The organism is Cupriavidus sp. 2TAF22 (assembly GCF_052115045.1).
GTDB lineage: Bacteria > Pseudomonadota > Gammaproteobacteria > Burkholderiales > Burkholderiaceae > Cupriavidus.
Map to the genome: position 1 here is coordinate 48,347 of NZ_JBFRFX010000031.1, position 18,991 is coordinate 67,337.

18 protein-coding genes are annotated in these 18,991 nt (G+C 67.8%); 10 read left to right on the forward strand and 8 right to left on the reverse strand.

All coding sequences use genetic code 11. The features are described from left to right. Nucleotides 1-100: 100 nt before the first annotated feature. From AB4Z48_RS29570 to AB4Z48_RS29585, 4 genes are all read right to left on the reverse strand, one after another. On the reverse strand, nucleotides 101-301 hold the full coding sequence (locus AB4Z48_RS29570) for a hypothetical protein (protein ID WP_441620575.1): 201 nt from the start codon (nucleotides 299-301) through the stop codon (nucleotides 101-103). Between the two features lie 39 nt (nucleotides 302-340). Beyond that, a complete protein-coding gene (locus tag AB4Z48_RS29575; protein WP_441620577.1) occupies nucleotides 341-901 on the reverse strand; it encodes a carboxymuconolactone decarboxylase family protein in 561 nt (186 codons plus the stop codon). Between the two features lie 195 nt (nucleotides 902-1,096). Beyond that, nucleotides 1,097-2,020, reverse strand: coding sequence for an isocitrate lyase/PEP mutase family protein (locus tag AB4Z48_RS29580; RefSeq protein WP_441620579.1), 924 nt, complete (start codon nucleotides 2,018-2,020; stop codon nucleotides 1,097-1,099). A gap of 5 nt (nucleotides 2,021-2,025) precedes the next feature. Then, nucleotides 2,026-2,988 carry a tripartite tricarboxylate transporter substrate binding protein gene (locus AB4Z48_RS29585; protein ID WP_441620581.1) on the reverse strand — a complete coding sequence of 321 codons (963 nt, stop codon included), beginning with the start codon at nucleotides 2,986-2,988 and terminating at the stop codon, nucleotides 2,026-2,028. 146 nt (nucleotides 2,989-3,134) lie between these two features. Here AB4Z48_RS29585 and AB4Z48_RS29590 point away from each other — a divergent pair, with 146 nt between their 5' ends. Continuing rightward, nucleotides 3,135-4,046, forward strand: a complete 912-nt coding sequence (locus AB4Z48_RS29590; protein ID WP_441620583.1) for a LysR family transcriptional regulator — start codon at nucleotides 3,135-3,137, stop codon at nucleotides 4,044-4,046. 109 nt (nucleotides 4,047-4,155) lie between these two features. On the opposite strand, the gene AB4Z48_RS29595 is transcribed toward AB4Z48_RS29590, so the two are convergent. Together AB4Z48_RS29595 and AB4Z48_RS29600 are read right to left on the reverse strand one after the other, a co-directional pair. Next, complete coding sequence (locus AB4Z48_RS29595; RefSeq protein WP_441620586.1) at nucleotides 4,156-6,090, reverse strand: FTR1 family iron permease; 1,935 nt, start codon at nucleotides 6,088-6,090, stop codon at nucleotides 4,156-4,158. Nucleotides 6,091-6,304: 214 nt separating this feature from the next. Next, nucleotides 6,305-7,399 carry an NADH:flavin oxidoreductase gene (locus tag AB4Z48_RS29600; protein WP_441620588.1) on the reverse strand — a complete coding sequence of 365 codons (1,095 nt, stop codon included), beginning with the start codon at nucleotides 7,397-7,399 and terminating at the stop codon, nucleotides 6,305-6,307. 283 nt (nucleotides 7,400-7,682) lie between these two features. Here AB4Z48_RS29600 and AB4Z48_RS29605 point away from each other — a divergent pair, with 283 nt between their 5' ends. Next, nucleotides 7,683-8,465 carry an IclR family transcriptional regulator gene (locus tag AB4Z48_RS29605; RefSeq protein ID WP_441620590.1) on the forward strand — a complete coding sequence of 261 codons (783 nt, stop codon included), beginning with the start codon at nucleotides 7,683-7,685 and terminating at the stop codon, nucleotides 8,463-8,465. Between the two features lie 21 nt (nucleotides 8,466-8,486). On the opposite strand, the gene AB4Z48_RS29610 is transcribed toward AB4Z48_RS29605, so the two are convergent. Continuing rightward, nucleotides 8,487-9,461, reverse strand: coding sequence for a homocysteine S-methyltransferase family protein (locus tag AB4Z48_RS29610; RefSeq protein WP_441620592.1), 975 nt, complete (start codon nucleotides 9,459-9,461; stop codon nucleotides 8,487-8,489). 376 nt (nucleotides 9,462-9,837) lie between these two features. Beyond that, nucleotides 9,838-10,713 carry a LysR family transcriptional regulator gene (locus AB4Z48_RS29615; protein ID WP_441620594.1) on the reverse strand — a complete coding sequence of 292 codons (876 nt, stop codon included), beginning with the start codon at nucleotides 10,711-10,713 and terminating at the stop codon, nucleotides 9,838-9,840. 96 nt (nucleotides 10,714-10,809) lie between these two features. On the opposite strand from AB4Z48_RS29615, the gene AB4Z48_RS29620 reads away from it, so the two are divergent. The 8 genes from AB4Z48_RS29620 to AB4Z48_RS29655 all read left to right on the forward strand — a co-directional run bounded on the left by AB4Z48_RS29620 (nucleotide 10,810) and on the right by AB4Z48_RS29655 (nucleotide 18,975). After that, nucleotides 10,810-11,688, forward strand: a complete 879-nt coding sequence (locus AB4Z48_RS29620) for an HpcH/HpaI aldolase/citrate lyase family protein (protein ID WP_441620651.1) — start codon at nucleotides 10,810-10,812, stop codon at nucleotides 11,686-11,688. 78 nt (nucleotides 11,689-11,766) lie between these two features. Then, nucleotides 11,767-12,717, forward strand: a complete 951-nt coding sequence (locus tag AB4Z48_RS29625) for a tripartite tricarboxylate transporter substrate binding protein (protein ID WP_441620653.1) — start codon at nucleotides 11,767-11,769, stop codon at nucleotides 12,715-12,717. Between the two features lie 37 nt (nucleotides 12,718-12,754). Further along, complete coding sequence (locus AB4Z48_RS29630; protein WP_441620596.1) at nucleotides 12,755-13,948, forward strand: CoA transferase; 1,194 nt, start codon at nucleotides 12,755-12,757, stop codon at nucleotides 13,946-13,948. Then, complete coding sequence (locus tag AB4Z48_RS29635; RefSeq protein ID WP_441620598.1) at nucleotides 13,941-14,849, forward strand: amidohydrolase family protein; 909 nt, start codon at nucleotides 13,941-13,943, stop codon at nucleotides 14,847-14,849. The genes AB4Z48_RS29630 and AB4Z48_RS29635 overlap by 8 nt, the downstream gene beginning before the upstream one ends. A gap of 25 nt (nucleotides 14,850-14,874) precedes the next feature. Further along, nucleotides 14,875-15,840, forward strand: coding sequence for a tripartite tricarboxylate transporter substrate binding protein (locus AB4Z48_RS29640; RefSeq protein WP_441620600.1), 966 nt, complete (start codon nucleotides 14,875-14,877; stop codon nucleotides 15,838-15,840). Between the two features lie 458 nt (nucleotides 15,841-16,298). After that, nucleotides 16,299-16,607, forward strand: a complete 309-nt coding sequence (locus AB4Z48_RS29645) for a c-type cytochrome (RefSeq protein WP_441620602.1) — start codon at nucleotides 16,299-16,301, stop codon at nucleotides 16,605-16,607. Between the two features lie 73 nt (nucleotides 16,608-16,680). Continuing rightward, nucleotides 16,681-17,298 (forward strand): twin-arginine translocation signal domain-containing protein, encoded by a 618-nt coding sequence (locus AB4Z48_RS29650; RefSeq protein ID WP_441620604.1) that lies wholly within the window; start codon nucleotides 16,681-16,683, stop codon nucleotides 17,296-17,298. A gap of 108 nt (nucleotides 17,299-17,406) precedes the next feature. Beyond that, complete coding sequence (locus AB4Z48_RS29655) at nucleotides 17,407-18,975, forward strand: GMC family oxidoreductase (protein WP_441620606.1); 1,569 nt, start codon at nucleotides 17,407-17,409, stop codon at nucleotides 18,973-18,975. Nucleotides 18,976-18,991: the final 16 nt, after the last annotated feature.

Genomic DNA, 18,991 nt, shown 5'->3' on the forward strand with positions numbered 1-18,991 from the left:
CTCCTCTCCGTGACAACAGTCTGGTTCTGCTTCAAGCGCAGCTTTCGCTGCGCTTTTTTTTGCCCCGGCGAGATCCTCCGGCGGTGGCACCGGGCAAGGACTACCTGGCCGGAGCCGCCGGCGCCGACGACGCGTGCGCGACGTGCAGCGGCCGCGCATGGCTGTGGTGCTTGTCCACCGGCGGCTTGCCGCCGGCCATCCTGCCCAGCGCCACGTAGAACACCGGCGTGAGCTTCAGCGCAACGTGTCCGGGACCGGACCGGGCGCCTCCCCCACCCCCGGACTGCATGCCGCTACGCATTGCGCAGGGGCCGCGACGCGCGGCCCGTGGCGCCTGGCGTCACGCGGCGGCGCGCGTCCAGCGGTAGGCTTCCAGCTCGGGATTGAGCGGCGTTTGCGCCAGGTTGTTGCCGAAGTTGCACAGTGTGGCGAGGCTGACACCGAGCACCACCTCGAGCGCCTGGCCGGCGCCGAAGCCGGCCGCCACGAAGGCATCGAAATCGGCTTGCGGTACCGCGCCCCGGTCGCGGATCACCGCGCGGGTGAATTCGGCGAGTGCCTCGAGGCGGGCGTCCGGCAAGGCGGCCTGGGCACGCAATGCGCCGACCGTGTCGGCATCGAATTTCACCTTCTTGATGGCAATCGCCGTATGGCCGGCCACGCAGAAGCTGCAACCATGCGTGGTGGCGGCGGTGATCTGCACCACCTCGCGCTCGGCCAGCGTCAGCGAGCCGCGGCTGTTGATCTCCGATAGTGTCAGGTAGGCTTCCACCGCGGCGGGCGCATTGGAAAGGACAGCGATCAGGTTCGGCAGGAAGCCGTTGCTCGCGATGGCGCGGTCGACAAAGGGACGGCTGGCTTCGGGTGCAGTTTCTGCGGTCTGGATCGGCAGGCGGGTCATGGCGTATGGGAGATGGCGTTGGACACGAGCCGAGTGTGCGGTGCGCCGGTGCGCGCGGCCATGCGCCAACGTCGCGATTTCTTGCTGTTGCGTCTTTGCTTCGTACATGTGGCCGTGCCGCCCCCCTCCGGCGGCAACCGGCGGCAACCAGTGGCAGCTACCGGCCGCCACTGAAAGTCCGGGCGGCCAAGGCGGCTAAGGCACCTGGAGCAGCCCGTCAAGCAACGATGCCTCGAACGCTGCCTGCGAAGGCGCATCGAACAGCGCATCGAAGCTGCGCACGCCCCGCACCGCCGGCGCATCCCCGGGCCCCGGGATCTCGCCTTGCAGTGCGCGGCGCAGGGCGTCGAGGCCGTCGGCCATGCCCTGGGTCGCGGCACCGGGCAGCAGCGTCGTCAGGCTCACCCTGCGCACGCCCAGGCTGCGGATCCGCTGCAGCGACAGGCTGGCCGACGCGGGACTCGGCGCCAGGCCTGTCCCGATGCTGAGCGTGACCGGAATCTCCAGTGCCTTGACCAGCCTTTCCACGTTTTCCCCGGAGCGCGGCGCGATCGGCAGCAACAGGTCCGCACCCGCCTGCTCATACGCCCTGGCGCGCGCGATCACCTGTTCCGCCGGCTCGCAGGCGAAAGCATCGGTCCTGGCAATGATGAGGAAGTCCGGGTCGCGGCGGGCTGCGCATGCCGCCCGGATCTTCGACACCATCTCGGGCACGCAGACGACTTCCTTCGGCGCCGTGGCGCCCCAACGCTTCGGCACCACCTGGTCTTCGAGGTTGAGCCCGGCCGCGCCGGCTTCCTCGAACAGCGCCACGGCGTGGTGCACCCCTCTTGCGTTGCCGAAGCCGGCGTCGCCATCCGCGGTGATCGGGATCGAGGACGCGCGCGCGAGGCGACGGCAATGCTCGACCGTTTCCGTAAGGCTCAGCAGCCCGATATCCGGCACGCCCAGCATGGCGTACGAGAGCATCGCGCCGCTGATGCATGCGCTCGCATAGCCGGCCTGCTCGACCAGCCGCAGGCTGAAGACGTCATGCACCGCGGGCGCGACGACAAAGGACTCCTCCCGGAGCAGCTTGCGCAAGGACGCCTTCGTCGAAGCCGGTGTTGCTGCACGCATCGCCATCACTCCTTCGGCATGCTGTCGGCCAGCTTGCGCATGACCGCCCGGCGGCCCGCGATCTCCCTGGCCCACTCGTCGCCGTTCAGATAGGCGAGCACGGGCGCGTCGTTGCCCGCCTTCCTCAGGTATTCGGGGTCCTTGAGCGTCGCCTGGATCGCCAGCCTCAGCTTCGCCACCAGTTGCGGCGGAACGCCCGCCGGCAAGGCGATACCGCGCTCCGCCGGCATCACGTCGTCGATGCCCTGTTCCCTCGCGGTGGCAACGTTCGGCATCGAGGCGGCACGCCGGTCGCTCATCTGCGCGAGGATCTTCAGTGGTACCGCCTCCTTGCCCGCGTCCTGCATCTCGCCCGTGGTGACGGCGGCAAAATCGATATGGCCGCCGAACAGCGCGGTCTTCGACTGCGAGGTGCCGTTGAAGGAAATGTCGTTCAGCTTCACGCCGCCGGCATTCTGCAATTGCAACAGCGCAAGGTGGCCGTTGGTACCCACGCCGTTATGGCCGAACGACAGCGAGCCGGGGCGCTTCTTCAGCGCTGCCACCACATCGCCCAGGGAGTTGTAGGGAATGTCCTTCCTGGCGACGAGAATGGTGGGATCGCTCAGCACGCGGGCGACGAGCTGGAGCGCATTGGGGTCGAACTGCGTCTTGCGGTACAGGGGCCCGAATGCCATGGCGGGCAGGTTCACCACGCCGACGGTGTAGCCGTCCGCCGCCGCATGCATCAGGCCGATGTTGGAGATCTCTCCCGCGGCGCCCGGCTTGTTCTGCACGACCAGCGTGGCATGGCCGCCCAGGTGCTTCTGGATGAAGGGCGCCATGGTGCGCGCCATGGTGTCGGTGCCGCCGCCGGCCGCAAAGCCGACAAACACCTGGATCGGCCGGTCGTTGGGCCACTCCGCGAACGCCCCGGCGCAGCCGCACGCCAGCAGACCACAAAGCAATATGCGCAGACCACGTTTCATGTCATTCCTCACCAGGCATCGTCGAACAATGCGCCAACGATACGCAGCACCGGATGATGAAGAAAGCGACAATTATTCAATATGGCATATGAACAAAAGGAATATGATGCGTTCCGCTCCGTTCCTGTCGACAAGCGAGGATGCCGATGACACTCAAACAGCTGGAAGCGTTCTTCTGGGCCGCCAGGCTCAGCAGCTTTTCCGTGGCGGCCAAGCGCCTGCACGTCACGCAATCGACGCTGTCCAAGCGGATCGCGGAGCTGGAAAGCGACCTCGGCAAGGCTTTGTTCGACCGCACCGGGCAACGCGCCGTGCTGACGGATGCCGGCGCGCAACTGGTGGAGCACGCCATGCGCATGCTGGACATCGAGAGCCGGATCCGGGCCGACCTCGACGTGGCGGCTTCGCTACGCGGCAGCACCCGGTTCGGCATCAGCGAACTGGTCGCCTCGACCTGGTTTCCGCGCTTCGTGGCGCGCGTGCGCGACCTGCATCCGAACCTTGTGCTCGAACCACAGGTCGACCTCACGCGAAACCTGGAAAAGCGGCTCGAGCGGGGCGAACTGGACTTTGCGATCGTGCCCGGCCCGATTGCCTCGATGGCGCTCTCCTTCGACGTCCTGGGCGAGCTCGAATACCGCTGGATGGCCGCGCCACAGCGGCTTGCGCCGGGGACCGTCCTGACACCGGCGCACTTCGAAGACAATCCGGTGATCATGCTCAGCGCCGAGGCCGGCCTGTCACGCGCGCTGGAAAACTGGGCCGACAGCCAGCAGATCGTCATTTCGCGGGCCGTCGTGTGCAACAGCCTGGCGGCGCTGATCGCGCTGGTGATCGCCGGCGTGGGCATCAGCCTGTTTCCGCGCGCCTACGTCGCGCCGCTCGTCCGCGCCGGCAAGCTGGCTGAACTCGCCAGCACCCCGGCCCCGCAGAACCTCAAGTATTGCTTTCACTGGCGCGGCGGCGATGCCCGGTCGCTGGTATCGAACCTGAGGGCAATTGCCGGCGAAGAGGCGGATTTCTCGGCAACGTCCGCCTTGTGGCCCGGCACGCACTGACGAGGCACCCGCCGGGCAAGGCGACGCCGGCCACCCTCTGCCGGCGCGTCGTGCCGGACCAGCGCCGCCTCAGCAGCCGGACGGTCCGGCGCCTCGCGTCGGTGCATGCTCATTTCGCCCCGGACTTGCGCGCCGTCATCACATTGAAGCCAAACCCGAGCAGCACGATCGCCAGCACGGCAAGCTGCGCGCCGAGGGTCTGCACCGTGGGAAACAAGCCGAGGATATCGAGCCGCGGTCCGTCGATCGGCGTGGCGCCGATCCAGCCGGCTTCCTGCAGCGCCACCGCGCCTTTGCCGATCAGTACCACGGACAGCACGCCGACGAGTATCGACGTCACGGAGAAGAACTTGCCGATCGGGATGCGGGCGCTGGTGCGAAGCAGGATCCAGCCCACCACGACCAGGACCAGGGCGGCGGCGAGAAAGCCTGCCAGCAAGGCCGCATGGCTGCCGTTCGCCGCCAGGGCGGAATAGAACAGGACGGTTTCGAACACTTCCCGGTAGACCGCGACGAACGACAGCATGAACAGCGCCCACGCGGAGCGCCGGTCCATCGCCGACGAGAGCTTCTCCTTTAGGTAAGCCTGCCAGCGGCCGGCGCTGCTCTTCTGGTGCATCCACAGGCCGACGCTCAGGAGCACGAGCGCGGCGAAGACCGATCCGACCCCCTCGGTCAGTTCCCGGCTGGCGCCGCTGATGGTGACCAGGTAGGTTGCCGCCGCCCAGGTCAGCGCGCCCGCCACCAGCGCCGCCATCCATCCGCCGTGCACGTAGCGCAGTGCGTCGCGGCGATCGGCCCGCTTGAGCACCGCAACCATGCCGACCACGATCAGCAGCGCCTCCAGGCCTTCGCGCAGCAGGATCGTCAGCGCACCCAGGAAGGTCGCCGTCGGGCTGGCGGGCGTATCCTCCAGCTCGCGCTCGACCCGGCCGAACAATTGTTCCAGCCGCTGTGCGCCCTGCTCTGCCTCCTGCTGCGTCCCCTTCGAGATGGCGGAGCGGTAGCTAAGCATGGCCTCCTCGACCTCGGCGAGCAGCGCCTTGTTCCGCGCGCCCACGGTCGGCTCGATCGGCTCGAAGCCATCCAGGTAGGCCGACAACGCAAAGCGCGACGCATTGTCGCGTTCGCCCGCGCGCAGCGCGGCAACGCTTTCCTGCAGGCGCTGGCGGGACAGGGCAAGACCGGACGGCTTGCCCGCATTGATGACTTCCGGGTGCGCGCGCAGATAGGCCATCACGTCACGCGCGCTGCCCTCGGGCAGCTTGCGCGCCGCCTCGGCCTCGGTCGCGCCTGTCATGGCGCCGAGATCGGGAAAGACCTCCCGGGCCGCGGCATCGGATTTCCACAGCGCCTTGCCGCGTTCGCGCATGGCGTCGCTGTGCGACAAGCCGCCGGCGAAGAAGGCGAGCGCCCAGCGGTCTTCGTCCGGCAAGGTCGCAAAGGCCGGCATCGCCGTGCCTTTCACACCCTGGGTGATGGCCTGGTACAGCGCCATGAGGCTGCGCGAGCGCGCGCGCCCCGCATCCGTGAAGGCAATCGGTGGCGGCTCCAGCCTGGCGCCCAACGGACCGTCGCCGGCACCGGCCGCGCCGTGGCAGGCCGCGCACTGCGCGGCGAAGAGCGCCGCTCCCCGGGCCAGTTCCGGCGGCTTCGCCGGCGAGACCGGTATCGCATACGCACCGACCAGCAATGCGTTGGCCTGGTGCGCAAGGCCCGCCACCTCGGCGGCATCGGCCTTGCGCACGATGGCGGCGCGCAACTGTTCGATGATCCCCGCGATCTTGGCCTTGGCCGCGCCATCGGGCAGCGCCCTGGCCTGCCGGGCCGCGTCCTCGGCAAAATCCAGCATCTCGCGGTACTCGCTGTCACTGACCACCGCGCCATTGGCGACCGCGCCGTGGTAGTCGACCGCGACATAGTCGAGCAATTGCCAGAGCTGCTTCGCGTCGGCGACGGGTGCCACGGGCTGGGCCGTGGCGGCTCCGGCCAGCAACGCCCAGCACAGCGCGCCGATCCAGCAGAATTTCACGGTCGTCCGCATACGATGCTTTTCAAATGGAAATGATAAGCATTGTACTTAGACCGGCCGCGCCGGCACCGACAGGAACCCGCAATCGTTTGCCCCATCGTCTCAATGTGACGCGGGGCAGTGCCGTATCGCCAGGTCAGTGCCTGCCATTGCACTCGCGGCGCGCAACTGCCCGATGCGTCCCGGCCGGCCCTCCCCCGATTCCCCCAGAAAGGGCCGGCCCTGCTCAGTACAGCGTTGCCATGCTGGCGCGCTCGAAATCACCGAGCTCCGCGGTCCGGTTCTCCTTGATCTTGACCACCCATTCCGGGTCCGCCAGCAGCGCGCGTCCGACCGCCACCAGATCGAACTCGCCGCGGTCGAGGCGTTCGAGCAGCGCCTCGATCGAGGCCGGGCGGGAACTCTCCCCGCCGAATGCGCCGATGAAATCGCCGCTCAGGCCAACGGAGCCAACCGTGATGACGGCCTTGCCGGTCAGCTTCTTCGCCCAGCCGGCGAAGTTCAGGTCCGAGCCGTCGAATTCCGCGTCCCAGAAGCGCCGCTGCGAGCAGTGGAAGATGTCCACGCCGGCGTCCGCCAGCGGCTCGAGCCATTGCCGCATCTCTTCCGGCGTCGCGGCCAGCCGCACGGTGTAGTCCTGCTGCTTCCACTGGCTGAGGCGAATGATCAGGGGTACGTCGGGGCCGATGGCCCTGCGCGTCTCGCGCACGATCGCCGCCGCGAAGCGCGCCCGCTCGGCCAGGCTCTGGCCGCCCCATTGGTCTGCTCGCGTGTTGGTGCCCGCCCAGAGGAACTGGTCGATCAGATAGCCATGCGCGCCGTGCAGTTCGATGGCATCGAAACCCAGTGCCACCGCATCCCTGGCCGCGCGCCCGAATGCCGCTACCGTATCCGCAATGGCCTCCTCGGTCATGGGCGCACCGAAGACCTTGCCGGGCCTCGACATGCCGGACGGCGAATCTACCGGCTGCGGCTTGTAGTGTTCATGGCGGCCCCTCACGGCGCCGACATGCCACAACTGGGGCGCGATCACGCCGCCCTGCCCGTGCACCGCCTGCACCACGCTGCGCCAGGCCGGCAGTGCCTCGCCATGGAAATCCGGCACGTCCGGGTCGTTCTTCGCCGCCTGGCGTTCCACCGCGGTGCCCTCGGTCACGATCAGGCCCACCTCCGCCGCCGCCCTGCGCGCGTAGTAGGCGGCAACGTCCGCGGTAGGCACACCGCGCGGCGAGAAGGAGCGGGTCATGGGGGCCATGACGATCCGGTTCTTCAAGCGAAGGGATTTGCACTGGAACGGTTCAAACAACGGGCTGGCCGACATCTGGGCTCCTTGCTGGTCAGGTCAGGAGCGCAAGATTAAGCCGGCTTTTCTCCAAGCGCCATGCTTATGCGGCCGGTGCATTCACCGTGTGCACCGGCTCGATAGTGCCGGGCGCAACCGGACAAATATGCCAGATGCCGCGCCAGCGCCGGTCCGCACCGGATGGTGGCCCGGCCGGGCTGCCATCATTGGCGGTGGCGCCGGCCATGCAGGTCTGCCTGTCGATGTATCGAACACAGGCACACTTTCTCAAAAGCGGTACGAGTGTTCTATATTCGGGAACATGAACAACACCCTGCTCAAGGGGCTGGCCGTGCTGGAATTGCTCTCGCGCGCCGACCGCCCCCTCAACCTGACCCAGATCGCCACCGAACTCGGCATGGTGAAAAGCAATGTGCACCGGCTCATGCAAGGGCTGACCGGGCTGCGCTATGTGATTCGCGACGAGGACAGCGGCACATACTCGGCGTCCATCAAGCTATGGGAGCTGGGCTCGGCGGTGCTGGCGCGGCTGGACCTGCGCCGCCACGCCGAGCGCCAGATGGAGGCGCTGCTGAATCGGACCGGCGAGAGCGTGCACCTGTCCGTGCTGGACCGCGGCGAGGTCGTGTACGTGCACAAGGTGGAAAGCCTGGCGCCCGTGCGCGCGTACACGCAGATCGGCGGCCGTGCACCGGCGTACTGCGTGGCGACGGGCAAGGCACAGCTGGCGTTTGCCGGGGAATCGGTGCTCGCGGAGATGGCGCGCCACCTGCAGCCGCAAACGCCGCATACCATCGCGCGGCCGGCGGCCTTCATGAAGGAAATGCGCACGGTGCGCGAGCAGGGCTACGCCGTCAATCGCGGCGAATGGCGCGAGACCGTATGGGGTGTGGCGGCGCCGATCCTGGACTCGCGCGGCACCGTGATCGCCGCGGTGGGCATTTCAGGGCCGGCCGAGCGCGTGCGCCAGGCGGACCTGGGCGCGTGCGCCGCGCTGGTGATTGCGGCGGCGGCGGACATCTCCGAGGCGCTTGGCGGCCAGCCCGGCCTCGGCGTGCTCGGGCGGCTCGGGGCGCGGCTGTAGCCCGGCCCGACGGACGCGCTATCAGGCGCCGGCGCCGCCCTGGCGCGCGCGGGGATTCTGCGCAAAGGCGTCACAGATCGCGACGATATGCCGGTGATCGGTGCCGCAACAGCCGCCAACCACCGCGAGTTGCTTCAGGTGCCGGCACAGCCCCAGGTAGCGCCCGGCAAGGTCGGCGGGATCGCCCGGGTCAAGCGTGTCGGACTCGTCGAGTTCCGCGTGGCTCTTGGTGGATGCGTTTGCCCGCACGCCGCCGATGCGCCCGGCCCACCCGGTCCCGCCCGACACCACGCCATCGAAGTGGCTCGGGTGCGCGCAGTTGATCATGTAGTAGAGCGGCCCGTCGGCGGTGTCCCGGTCGACGCGCCCGATCGCCTCGCCCAGCGCGTCGCCCGACGGCAGCCTGCCGTCCGTCTCCACGGTGAAGGACACCACCACCGGCGCATTGACTGCCCTGGCGGCACGCACGATGCCGATCGCCTCTTCCGGATACGTCATGGTGACGGCGGTGATCATGTCCACCCCCGCGTCGCAGAGCGCCTCGATCTGCAAGGCATGATATTGCTGCGCTTCAGCATCGCTCATGCGGGCGCTGACCTCGTAGCCGTCCCCGCGCGGGCCCACCACGCCGTTGATGACGATATGCGTCGTTGCCGTGGCATGGGCTTGTCCGAGCCCGGCGGCCCACGCCGCCGAGCGGCGGTTGGCGTCGGCAATGGCCTGAGGCGAGAAGCCGAGCCTTTTGCCCCAGTCGGGGTTCGCCCGCCAGGTCGGGGTATCGAGGATAAAGCCCAGGCCGCGCTCGGCGGCCGTGCGAAGGTATGGCGCGAAGTAATGCCCGAGCCGCTGGCGCCCCTCATCGGTCAGTACCAGCGGAAACGCCGCAAAGCATGGCAGCTCGATCCCCTCCAGGAACACCAGGGTGGTTTCGAGCCCGCCATCCGTCAGATAAAGGGGACCGCCCAGCCTGGGAAGGGAATGTGAAGCGCGTGGCATGGCGGCACCTCCAGAACTGAATGCCATGACTCGAATGCGAGCGGCAGCCGCGTCCGCGTGGCGTGGACCGTGCGCCGCGGCCAAGCCGCTATTGCGCCACAGGTGGCGCGCCTGCCGGCGGCGCCGCCGCGAAGGGCCCGGAAGACGCGGCCATCCGCTTGCGCGCCGGGCATCCTCCTCGTCTGTCCATAGCATAGTAGTAGCGCGGCGCAGATGCGCACCGGTCGCGCACCGGTCGCGCGGCAGGCGCCGTGGCCGGATGCCGGAAACGACACGGCCGCAGCCTTGAGGCGCACCTCGTGCCGGCCGACCGCGTGGCGACACGATGGTGCACATCCGGCGGCGTTCGCGGATGTGCCACAGGCCTGTGCCCGCTTCAGGTCCGCGCCGCGAGGCGGGCCTGCTCGAGGAACGATCTGATCAGGGCGGCGCGCGGCGACGTCCTTCGCCAGAGCACGCCGAACCGGCGCGGCTCCGGCTCCGACGGCAACGCAAGCTTCACGATACGCAGCGCCGAGGTGAGCGGCGACGCGATATCCGGAACCAGCGAGACACCCAGGCCGCGATCCACCATCATCGCGATCGCGAGCAGGGAGCTGAGTTCGAAGCGCTCTTGCGATGGCACGATGCCAGCCTTGCGCAGGTACTCGTCGGCCTGCCTCCCTCCGCCGAGGTTCCGGTCATAGCGGATAAGCGGCCTGGTCCGCAGCAGCTCATGCGCCGCGACGCGCCGGTCGCGCTCCGCGGCCAGCACCACCAGCGGCTCCTGGCGCAACAGTTGCCAGGCGATGGCTTTCGGGATCGGGAAAGGCGGATGCAGGCAGACGGCGGCATCGAGCTCCGACTGCTTGATCGCGTCGTAAAGCTCGCCCGACATCGCCGACTGTATGTAGACCGACACGCCGGGATGTTCTGCCGTGAAGCGCGCGAGCGCATCCGGCAGAAGGCTGTGGAGCGCGGTGTTGATGGTTCCGATGCGAAGCTCGCGCACCTCGTCGGCCTGGTTCACCCATCCGCGCAGGCCATCGACCTCCCTGAGCAGCGATACGCAGCGCTCGGCAAGACGGCGCCCCGACTCCGTGGGCGCCACGGTCCTGCCGGCCCGCCCGAGCAGCTTGGTCCCGAGTTCTCGCTCGAGCACCTGGATCTGCTGGGAAATCGCCGCCGGCGTGACGCCAAGCCGTCGTGCGGCTTCGGCCAGCGACCCTGTCCCGGCGACCAGCGAAAACGCCCTGAGATATGCGGTTTCCATAGATTCTCTATTGTACGAATATAGAAAAGCATAGTTTATCTTCGTTATCGCATGTCCCACACTGCACTGCATTCCCACAGAACAACGGTGTTGGCCATGAGAAGCAAGCTATTCGTCCCCGGGTCGCGCCCCGAGTTCTTCCCGAAGGCGCTGGCAGGCGACGCGGATGCCCTGTCCTTCGACCTGGAAGACGCGGTCGCCGAGGAGAGGAAGGCCGATGCCAGATCCCTCCTGTCACGGCTCCTGCGGTCCAGCGAGGCACGGGCGGCCGGCAAGGTGCTGATCGTTCGCGTCAACGGCATCGCCACGGCGCACTTCGAGGCGGACCTTGCTGCTGTCGTGGTGCCCGGACTGCATCTGGTGAACGTGCCGAAGCCGGAATCCGCCGATGACGTCCGCCGCGCGGCGCTGGCAGTCGAGCAGGCGGAGCGGGCCAACGGCTTCACCGAGGCCGACGCCAAGGTCCGGTTGCTGCTCAACATCGAGTCGCCGGCGGCGCTGCGTCGCGCCGCCGAGCTGGCTTGCGCGCATCCGCGTGTCGCGGGGCTCCAGCTCGGGCTCGGGGATCTCTTCGAGCCTGCGGGCATCCATCGACGCAACCCGGCAGCCATCGCGGCGGCCATGTTCGCCGTGCGGATGGCCGCCGCCGAAGCCAATGTCTTTGCCTGCGATACCGTGTTCGCCGACATCCGGGACGCCGCGGGCTTCCGGGCCGAGGCGGAAATGTCCAGGCAGATGGGCTTTGTCGGCAAGAGCTGCATCCACCCGAGCCAGATCGCACTCGCGAACGAGGTCTATCGCCCGTCCGACGAGGAGATCGCGCATTCGCTGCGGGTTGTGCAGGCCGCCGCCCAGGCGCAGGAAAAGGGGATCGGCGCCTATGTCGTCGACGGGAAGATGATCGACGCGCCCTTCGTGCGGCGGGCGCAGGCCATCGTCGATATCGGCAGGCGACTGGGACTGGTCGCGGCCTGAAGCGGCAATACACACAAGAAATACAGGAGACAGACCGTGAAGACCTCAACGTCAAGCCATGCCGCCGCATATTTCGCGCTGATCGCCGCGTCCGGCACGCTGGCCGCGTCGCCCCATGCGCACGCCGCGCAGGAATATCCGTCCAAGCCCATCACCATCGTCGTTCCCTATCCGCCAGGCGGCTCCAATGACACCTTCGCGCGGATCGTGGCGAAGGAAATCGGCGAGGAGCTCAGGCAGCCGGTGATCATCGACAACCGGCCCGGCGCAAGCGGCAACACCGGTACCGGGATCGTGGCAAAGGCGGCGTCCGATGGCTACACCCTGGTCGCGGTGTCCTCGAGCATGACGACCAACGCGGCCATACAGAGCAAGCTGCCCTACGACGCGATCAAGAGCTTTGCGCCGGTAGCGATGCTGGCCCAGGGCCCCTTCATCGTGGCGGTCAGCAATGACTTTCCCGCCAGGACGCCGCAGGATCTGGTCAACGCGATCCGGGCCAATCCGGGCAAGTTCAACTATGCGTCTTCGGGCCCCGGAAGCGTCAATCAGTTCGGCACGGAACTGCTCAAGGCCAGGGCCGGGAAACTCGCCATCACACATGTGCCCTACCGCGGCATGGGGCCAGCCATCACCGACCTGATCGGCAACCAGACGCAGGTGCTGATCTCGAGCGGCCCCTCGCTGCTGCCCATGGTCAGGGCCGGCAAGGTCCGGGCCGTTGGCATCACCAGCCTGAAGCCCAGCCCCATCGCGCCGGACCTGGTCCCCATGGCCAGCGCCGTCCCGGGCTACGAGTTTGAACTCTGGTGGGGCTTTCTCGCGCCCGCGGGCACACCCGCGGCGGTCGTCGACCGGCTCAATGCGGCAGTGAACACGGCCCTGGCCAAGCCATCCGTCAAGGCCGCCATCCTCAAGGAAGGCGCCGAGGCAAAACCCGTCACCCCCAGGCAATTCGCCGACACCATCGCCGCCGATGTCGCCAGGTGGAAGCAGCTTGCCAGGCAGCAGAACATTGTCGCGGACTGAGTTTCCATCCGCATCCGGAGGCTTTATGCAAACCAACATGACTGCCGCAGACTGCGCATTCGGCGCATTCGGCGCATCGCGGCCAGGACAGCCTGGCCCGCTGAGCGGCGTGCGCGTGCTCGACCTGAGCGCCTATATCGCCGGCCCGTATGGCTGCTCGCTGCTCGCGGACCAGGGCGCGGAGGTCCTCAAGGTCGAACCGCCGGCGGGCGACAACCTGCGCAAGTATCCTTCGACGCTGGAAGCCGAGAGCCGGGCCTTCCTGGGCGTCAACCGAAGCAAGCTGGGCGTGGTGCTCGACCTGAAAGATCCGGCCGGCCTGGAGCGGCTGCTTGCGCTGGTGCGCAACGCGGACATCCTGGTCCACAACTTCCGCCCCAGCGTCCCGGACCGGCTCGGCATCGGCTACGAGCAGCTCCGCGCCATCAATCCGCGCCTGATCTACTGCGCCGTCACCGGCTACGGCGAGACGGGCCCGCTCAAGGACAAGGCCGGCTACGACCAGGTGCTGCAGACCATGACGGGTATGTGCACGCTGCAGGGCAAGCACGGCGGCCCGCCGGAGATCCTGTACGGCTCCGTGGTCGATTACTACGCGGCGGCGCTGGTCGCGGGAGCGGTTGGCTCGGCGCTCTACGAGCGCGAGAAGAGCGGCGTGGGGCAATATGTGGGCGTGTCGCTGCTGCGTGCGGCGCTGACCATGCAGTCGGCACGGATGGTGTGGGCCGACTCGGAACCCCGGGAGGTCGGGCGCGACATGCGCTCCGGCGGGATCACGGGCATCCATCCCACCAGAGAGGGCTATATCTACATCTCCGCCAATACCCCGCATTTCTGGAAGGCGCTGTGCGAGAAGACCGGCCTGACCGAGCTGCTGTCGACCGACCGCTACGATACCGTGCGCAAGCGAGCCGAGCACCAAGAGGAAATCGTGCCCCGGCTGCACGCCGCCCTGGAGGGACGGACGGCCCTGGACTGGGAAGCCGTGTTCGGCGAAGAAGTTCCATGCGCGGCCGCGCGCTCGGTGGAAGACATGTTCGACTTCCCGCAGGTCGCCGCGGAGGACATGGTCACCACGTTCGACCACCCCGTGGTCGGCCGCTATCGCGGCTTCACGCGCGCCATCAGGTTCGGCCGTACGCCCGGCCCCGAGCCATTCGCCGCGCCTACGCTCGATCAGCATGGCGACAAGGTCCGCGACGCAGCGGACAGGCTGGGACGCGATGCCTGATCCCATGGCGGGCCGCACCGGGCCGCTGGTGCCGCCGGTGCCGCTGGTGCCCAACAGCTCGGCGACTGGCGCCCCGCGCAGCGCGGCGCTCGCCGATGCCTGCGACTCCCACCTGCACATCTACGACACGCGTTTCGCCGCGGTCGCCCCGGTTCTGGCGCAGGCCACGGTGGAAGACTACCGTCGCGTGCAGGCATTGACCGGCACCACCCGCGCGGTCATCGTGCAGCCGCGCTGCTACTGGACGGACAACAGCGCCACGCTCGACGCGATCCGGCGGCTGGGCGCCGCCAGCACGCGCGGCGTCGCGGTGATACGGCCCGATATCACGGACGATGCGTTGCTCGCGCTCCACGCGGGCGGCATCCGGGGGATACGCTTTTCGCTCTACACGGCGGCACACGCCGTGGTGGGATTCGACATGGTGGAATCCCTTGCAAGCCGCGTCGCCGGGCTCGGATGGCATTTGCAGCTGCATTGGACCGCGGACCAGATCGTCGGACACCGTGACTTGCTGTCGCGGCTGGACACCCCCCTGGTCTTCGATCACCTGGCCCGCTTGCCCCTGCCCGGGGGAACTGCCCACCCCGCGTTTGCCGTCGTGTCCGGCCTGCTGGATGGCGGCAAGGCCTGGCTGAAGCTGTCCGGCGCCTACCTCGACTCCCTCGCCGGCGCCGCCGGGCGCTATGCGGATATCGATCCGGTGGCAATGGCATGGGTGCGAACCGCCCCCGACCGACTGGTCTGGGGCAGCGACTGGCCTCACCCCACGGAGACCCGGCACAAGCCGGACGATGCGCTGCTGTACGACTTGCTCACCCATTGGTCGGGCAGCGAGGAGGTCCGCCGCAAGATCCTGGTGGACAACCCTGCCTTGCTGTACGGATTCGAGGCCGCATAAGCCGGCCATCCTCAAAGGAGACAATATGAAAAAGACGCTGCATGGCCTTGGCAAGAGCCTGGCCATCCTGGCCGCCCTGCTGCCGCTCGGCGCGCTCGCCTTCCCCGACAAGCCGATCCGCATGGTGGTGCCCTACTCGGCGGGCGGCGGTGCCGACAATACCGCGCGTATCGTGGCGCAGAAGATGGGAGAGATCCTGGGGCAAACGATCGTCATCGACAACAAGCCGGGCGCCGGCGGCGTCATCGGCGCCGACGCCGTGGCGAAGGCCACGCCAGACGGCTACACCGTGCTCTATGACGCATCGGCATTCGCGGTCAACGGGGCCCTGCGCAAGCTTCCGTTCGATCCGGCCAGGGATTTCATTCCCGTCTCGCTGGTGGCAACCGCGCCGCAGATCCTCGTGGTAGCAGCAAACGCACCCTACAAGTCCGTTGCCGACTTCGTTGCCGCGGCCAAGAAGGCGCCCGGCAAGCTGACCTACGCGTCCGCCGGCGCAGGGACCGGGTCGCATCTTGCCGCGGAGATGTTCAACGAACAGGCAAGGATCGAGCTGCTGCACGTGCCGTACAAAGGCGGAGCGCCGGCGCTCACCGATGTGATGGGGGGACAGGTCGCATCCTATTTCGGCAACACGGCCTCGACGCTGCAATACGTTACCGGCGGCAAGCTCAGGGCGCTCGCGGTGACCTCCAGGACGCGGATGAAGGCCTTGCCCAATACGCCGACCCTGGCCGAGAGCGGCATGCCCGATTACGAAGTGCTCGAATGGAACGGCCTGTTCCTGCCCAAGGGCACCGCACCGGACCGCATGCAGGCCATCGCCAACGCCGCGCAGAAGGCAGTTGCCGATCCAGGCGTGCGTGCCAGGCTGCAGCAGGCCGGGCTCGATCCGGTCGGGAACGCCCCGCAGGCCTTCGCGGGCTTCCTGCAGACAGAGTCCTTGCGCTGGCATGCACTGGTCAAGGCCCGCAGCATCCGGGTCGAATAACACCGGCTGCCTTCGCTGCGCCGCCGCTTCACCCGCTATTGCCCGGCCCGGGCAGGCGCGAGGCGCATCGCCTGAGACGAGAATCAAGGCAGGCTCCAGGCGATTCTCATAGGATGGCGCGGCGGTTCCCGCCGGCCTCGCGCCACGGCATCGCGGCGAGCGCGAGGCGGGACACATCAAGGACTGACTGAACCCGCCCGGCACGGCAACGCGGCGGCACGGTTTCTTGCTGCTATGCAACAGCCCGCATGCCGTGCGCGGGCGCGCAGCAGAATCGCCGCTCCGGCTCACGCGAGTCGGCGCGCGTTGCCGCCAACGGGATAGCCAGCGCAACGTGGCTGCCCCTCAGGGTTTTCCCTGCGAATAGCGGGCTGTGACCCGCGTATGCCAGCTTGCTCCTATAGTCAAATCCAGTCCCGCACCGAACGGGTACAGCAGATTATTCAGGAGCTCCCCCCATGACATCGATCCCCGCATCGTCAGCGCGAAGGCCCGCGCCATGCCCTGGCGCGGCAGCGCGCGGGCATGGCATTCGCAAGCAGGCTGCTGCCACACTGGCCGGCGGCGCATGGCTGGCGGCCGGGCCTGCGTACAGGGAGGCCGCCGCGAAGTACGAGGGGATGGATCCGGCGATGTTGGCCGCCAGCATCCAGGCGCGCAAAAAGGGCAAGCGGGGCCAGCCTGAAATGCCGCCCCGGCCGGGCCTGTCGGATGCCGCTGCCAGGGTGTTGGCGCGGCAGGTGCCGGACGGAAGCCCCGACAAGTAACCGCCTGCATCGCATCCATGCGGTACCGGGCCGGCACAGGACGGCCACGACCAACACGCTGGAGACCCCCACCATGCAAATCATCCCCGTTTTCCCGGTTGCGCAAGCGCCCGATGGCGGCACCGTCGCGCCCCGCAAGACACTCGCCATCACACGCAGGAACCTGCTCAAGGGCACGGGCGTGCTGATCGGCACGTTGGCCGTGGGCAGCCCGTTGGCGCTGCTGGCGCCCTCCACCGTGTGGGCGGTCGAGCTCAAGACGCTGAGCAAGGCCGATGGCGACACCCTGCTCCAGATGGGGCGCGTGCTATTCCCCCACGACAAGCTGCCCGATGCGGTCTACGCGCTGCTGGCCAAGGACCTCGACCAGGCCGCCACCGCCGACGCGCAGGTGGCCAAGCAATTGCAGGACGGCATTGCCGCGCTGAACCAGCAGGCCGGCGGCAGCTTCGTCAAGGCCGGCGCCGAGCAGCGGCTCGCGGCGGTGAAGGCGCTGGAGGGCAAGCCCTTCTTCGACACCGTGCGCGGCAAGTGCGTGACCTCCCTCTACGACAACGAGATGGCATTCGCCACCTTCGGCTACCCCGGCTCGTCCTGGGAAAAAGGCGGCTATATCGCGCGCGGCTTCCAGGACCTGAAGTGGCTGCCCGATCCGCCGGCCAAAGCCAGTCCTGCCCCCTACATGGGCTGACCGCCGCACAAGGTCGCCGCGGCAAGTGCATATCCCGGTCCGGCGCCATGGCGTGCCGGACAAAAGCGGGCCCGGGCCAGGCGCCGGGGTTCGACATAGGAGACAAGCATGGCGAAGTTCGACTTCAAGGACGACTCGGTGGTGGTCATCATCGGCTCTGGCGCGGGCGGCGGCACGCTGGCCAACGAGCTCTGCCGCAAGCGCATCAAGGTCGTGGTGCTGGAGGCTGGTGGCAAGCAATCCAGTGCCAGCTTCATCAACGACGAATGGAAGGCCTTCAGCCAGCTGGCCTGGCTGGACAAGCGCACCACCTCGGGCAGCTGGCGCGTGGCCAAGGACTTCGCCGGCCTGCCCGCGTGGACCTGCAAGACCGTGGGCGGCACCACCACGCACTGGGCCGGCGCCTCGCTGCGCCTGCAGGATCATGAGTTCCGCGCGCGCACGGTGTATGGCGAGATCAAGGGCGCCAACCTGATGGACTGGCCGCTGACGCTCAAGGAACTGCAACCCTACTACGCGAAGGCCGAGGACAAGATGGGCGTCACCCGCACCAGCGGGATTCCGGGGCTGCCAGGCAACAACAACTTCAAGGTCATGTACAACGGCGCCACCAAGCTGGGCTACAAGGAAGTGCACACCGGCAACATGGCGATCAACAGCCGCCCTCGCGCGGGGCGCGCGAGCTGCATGCAGCTCGGCTTCTGCTTCGAGGGCTGCAAGAGCGGCGCCAAATGGTCGACCCTGTACACCGAACTGCCCCAGGCAGACGCCACCGGCCGCTTCGAGCTGCGCACCCAATCGCACGTGACGCGGATCGAACACAATGACAAGGGCCGTGTCAACGCCGTGGTCTACATCGACCAGGACGGCAAGGAACAACGCCAGATGGCGCGCATCGTCTGCGTGGCCGGCAATGCCATCGAAACGCCGCGCCTGCTGCTGCTGTCGTCGTCGAACCTGTTCAAGGACGGCCTGGCCAACTCGTCGGGCCAGGTGGGGCGCAACTACATGCGCCACATGACGGGGTCGGTCTATGCCGCATTCAACGAACCGGTGCACATGTATCGCGGCACCACCATGGCCGGCATCGTGCGCGACGAGGCGCGCAACGACACGCGGCGGGGATTCGCAGGCGGCTACGAGCTGGAGACGCTGTCGCTCGGCCTCCCGTTCATGGCGGCGTTCCTGAACCCCGGCGGCTGGGGCGCGGACTTCACCTGGTGGATGGACCGGTACACCAACCTGGCCGGCGCCTGGCTGGTGGGCGAGGACATGCCCCGCGAAAGCAACCGCGTCACGCTGAACACCAGCGTGAAGGACCAGTTTGGCAACTACGTGCCCAACGTGCATTTCGACGACCACGACAACGATGTCGCCATGCGCACCCACGCCTATACCCAGGCCGAACGCATCTACGGAGCGGTGGGGGCAATCAAGACCTTCCGCACACCACCGTATCCGTCGACCCATAACCTGGGGACCGCCCGCATGAGCGCGCGTGCGCAGGACGGGGTCTGCAACAAATGGGGACAGACCCACGACATCCCCAACCTGTTCATCAGTGACGGCAGCCAGTTCACTACCGGTGGCGCCGAGAACCCGACGCTGACCATTGTCACCCTGGCGATCCGCCAGGCCGACTACATCGCTTCGCAGATTTCGCGACGCTCGATCTGAGCACCTCGAGCATTCA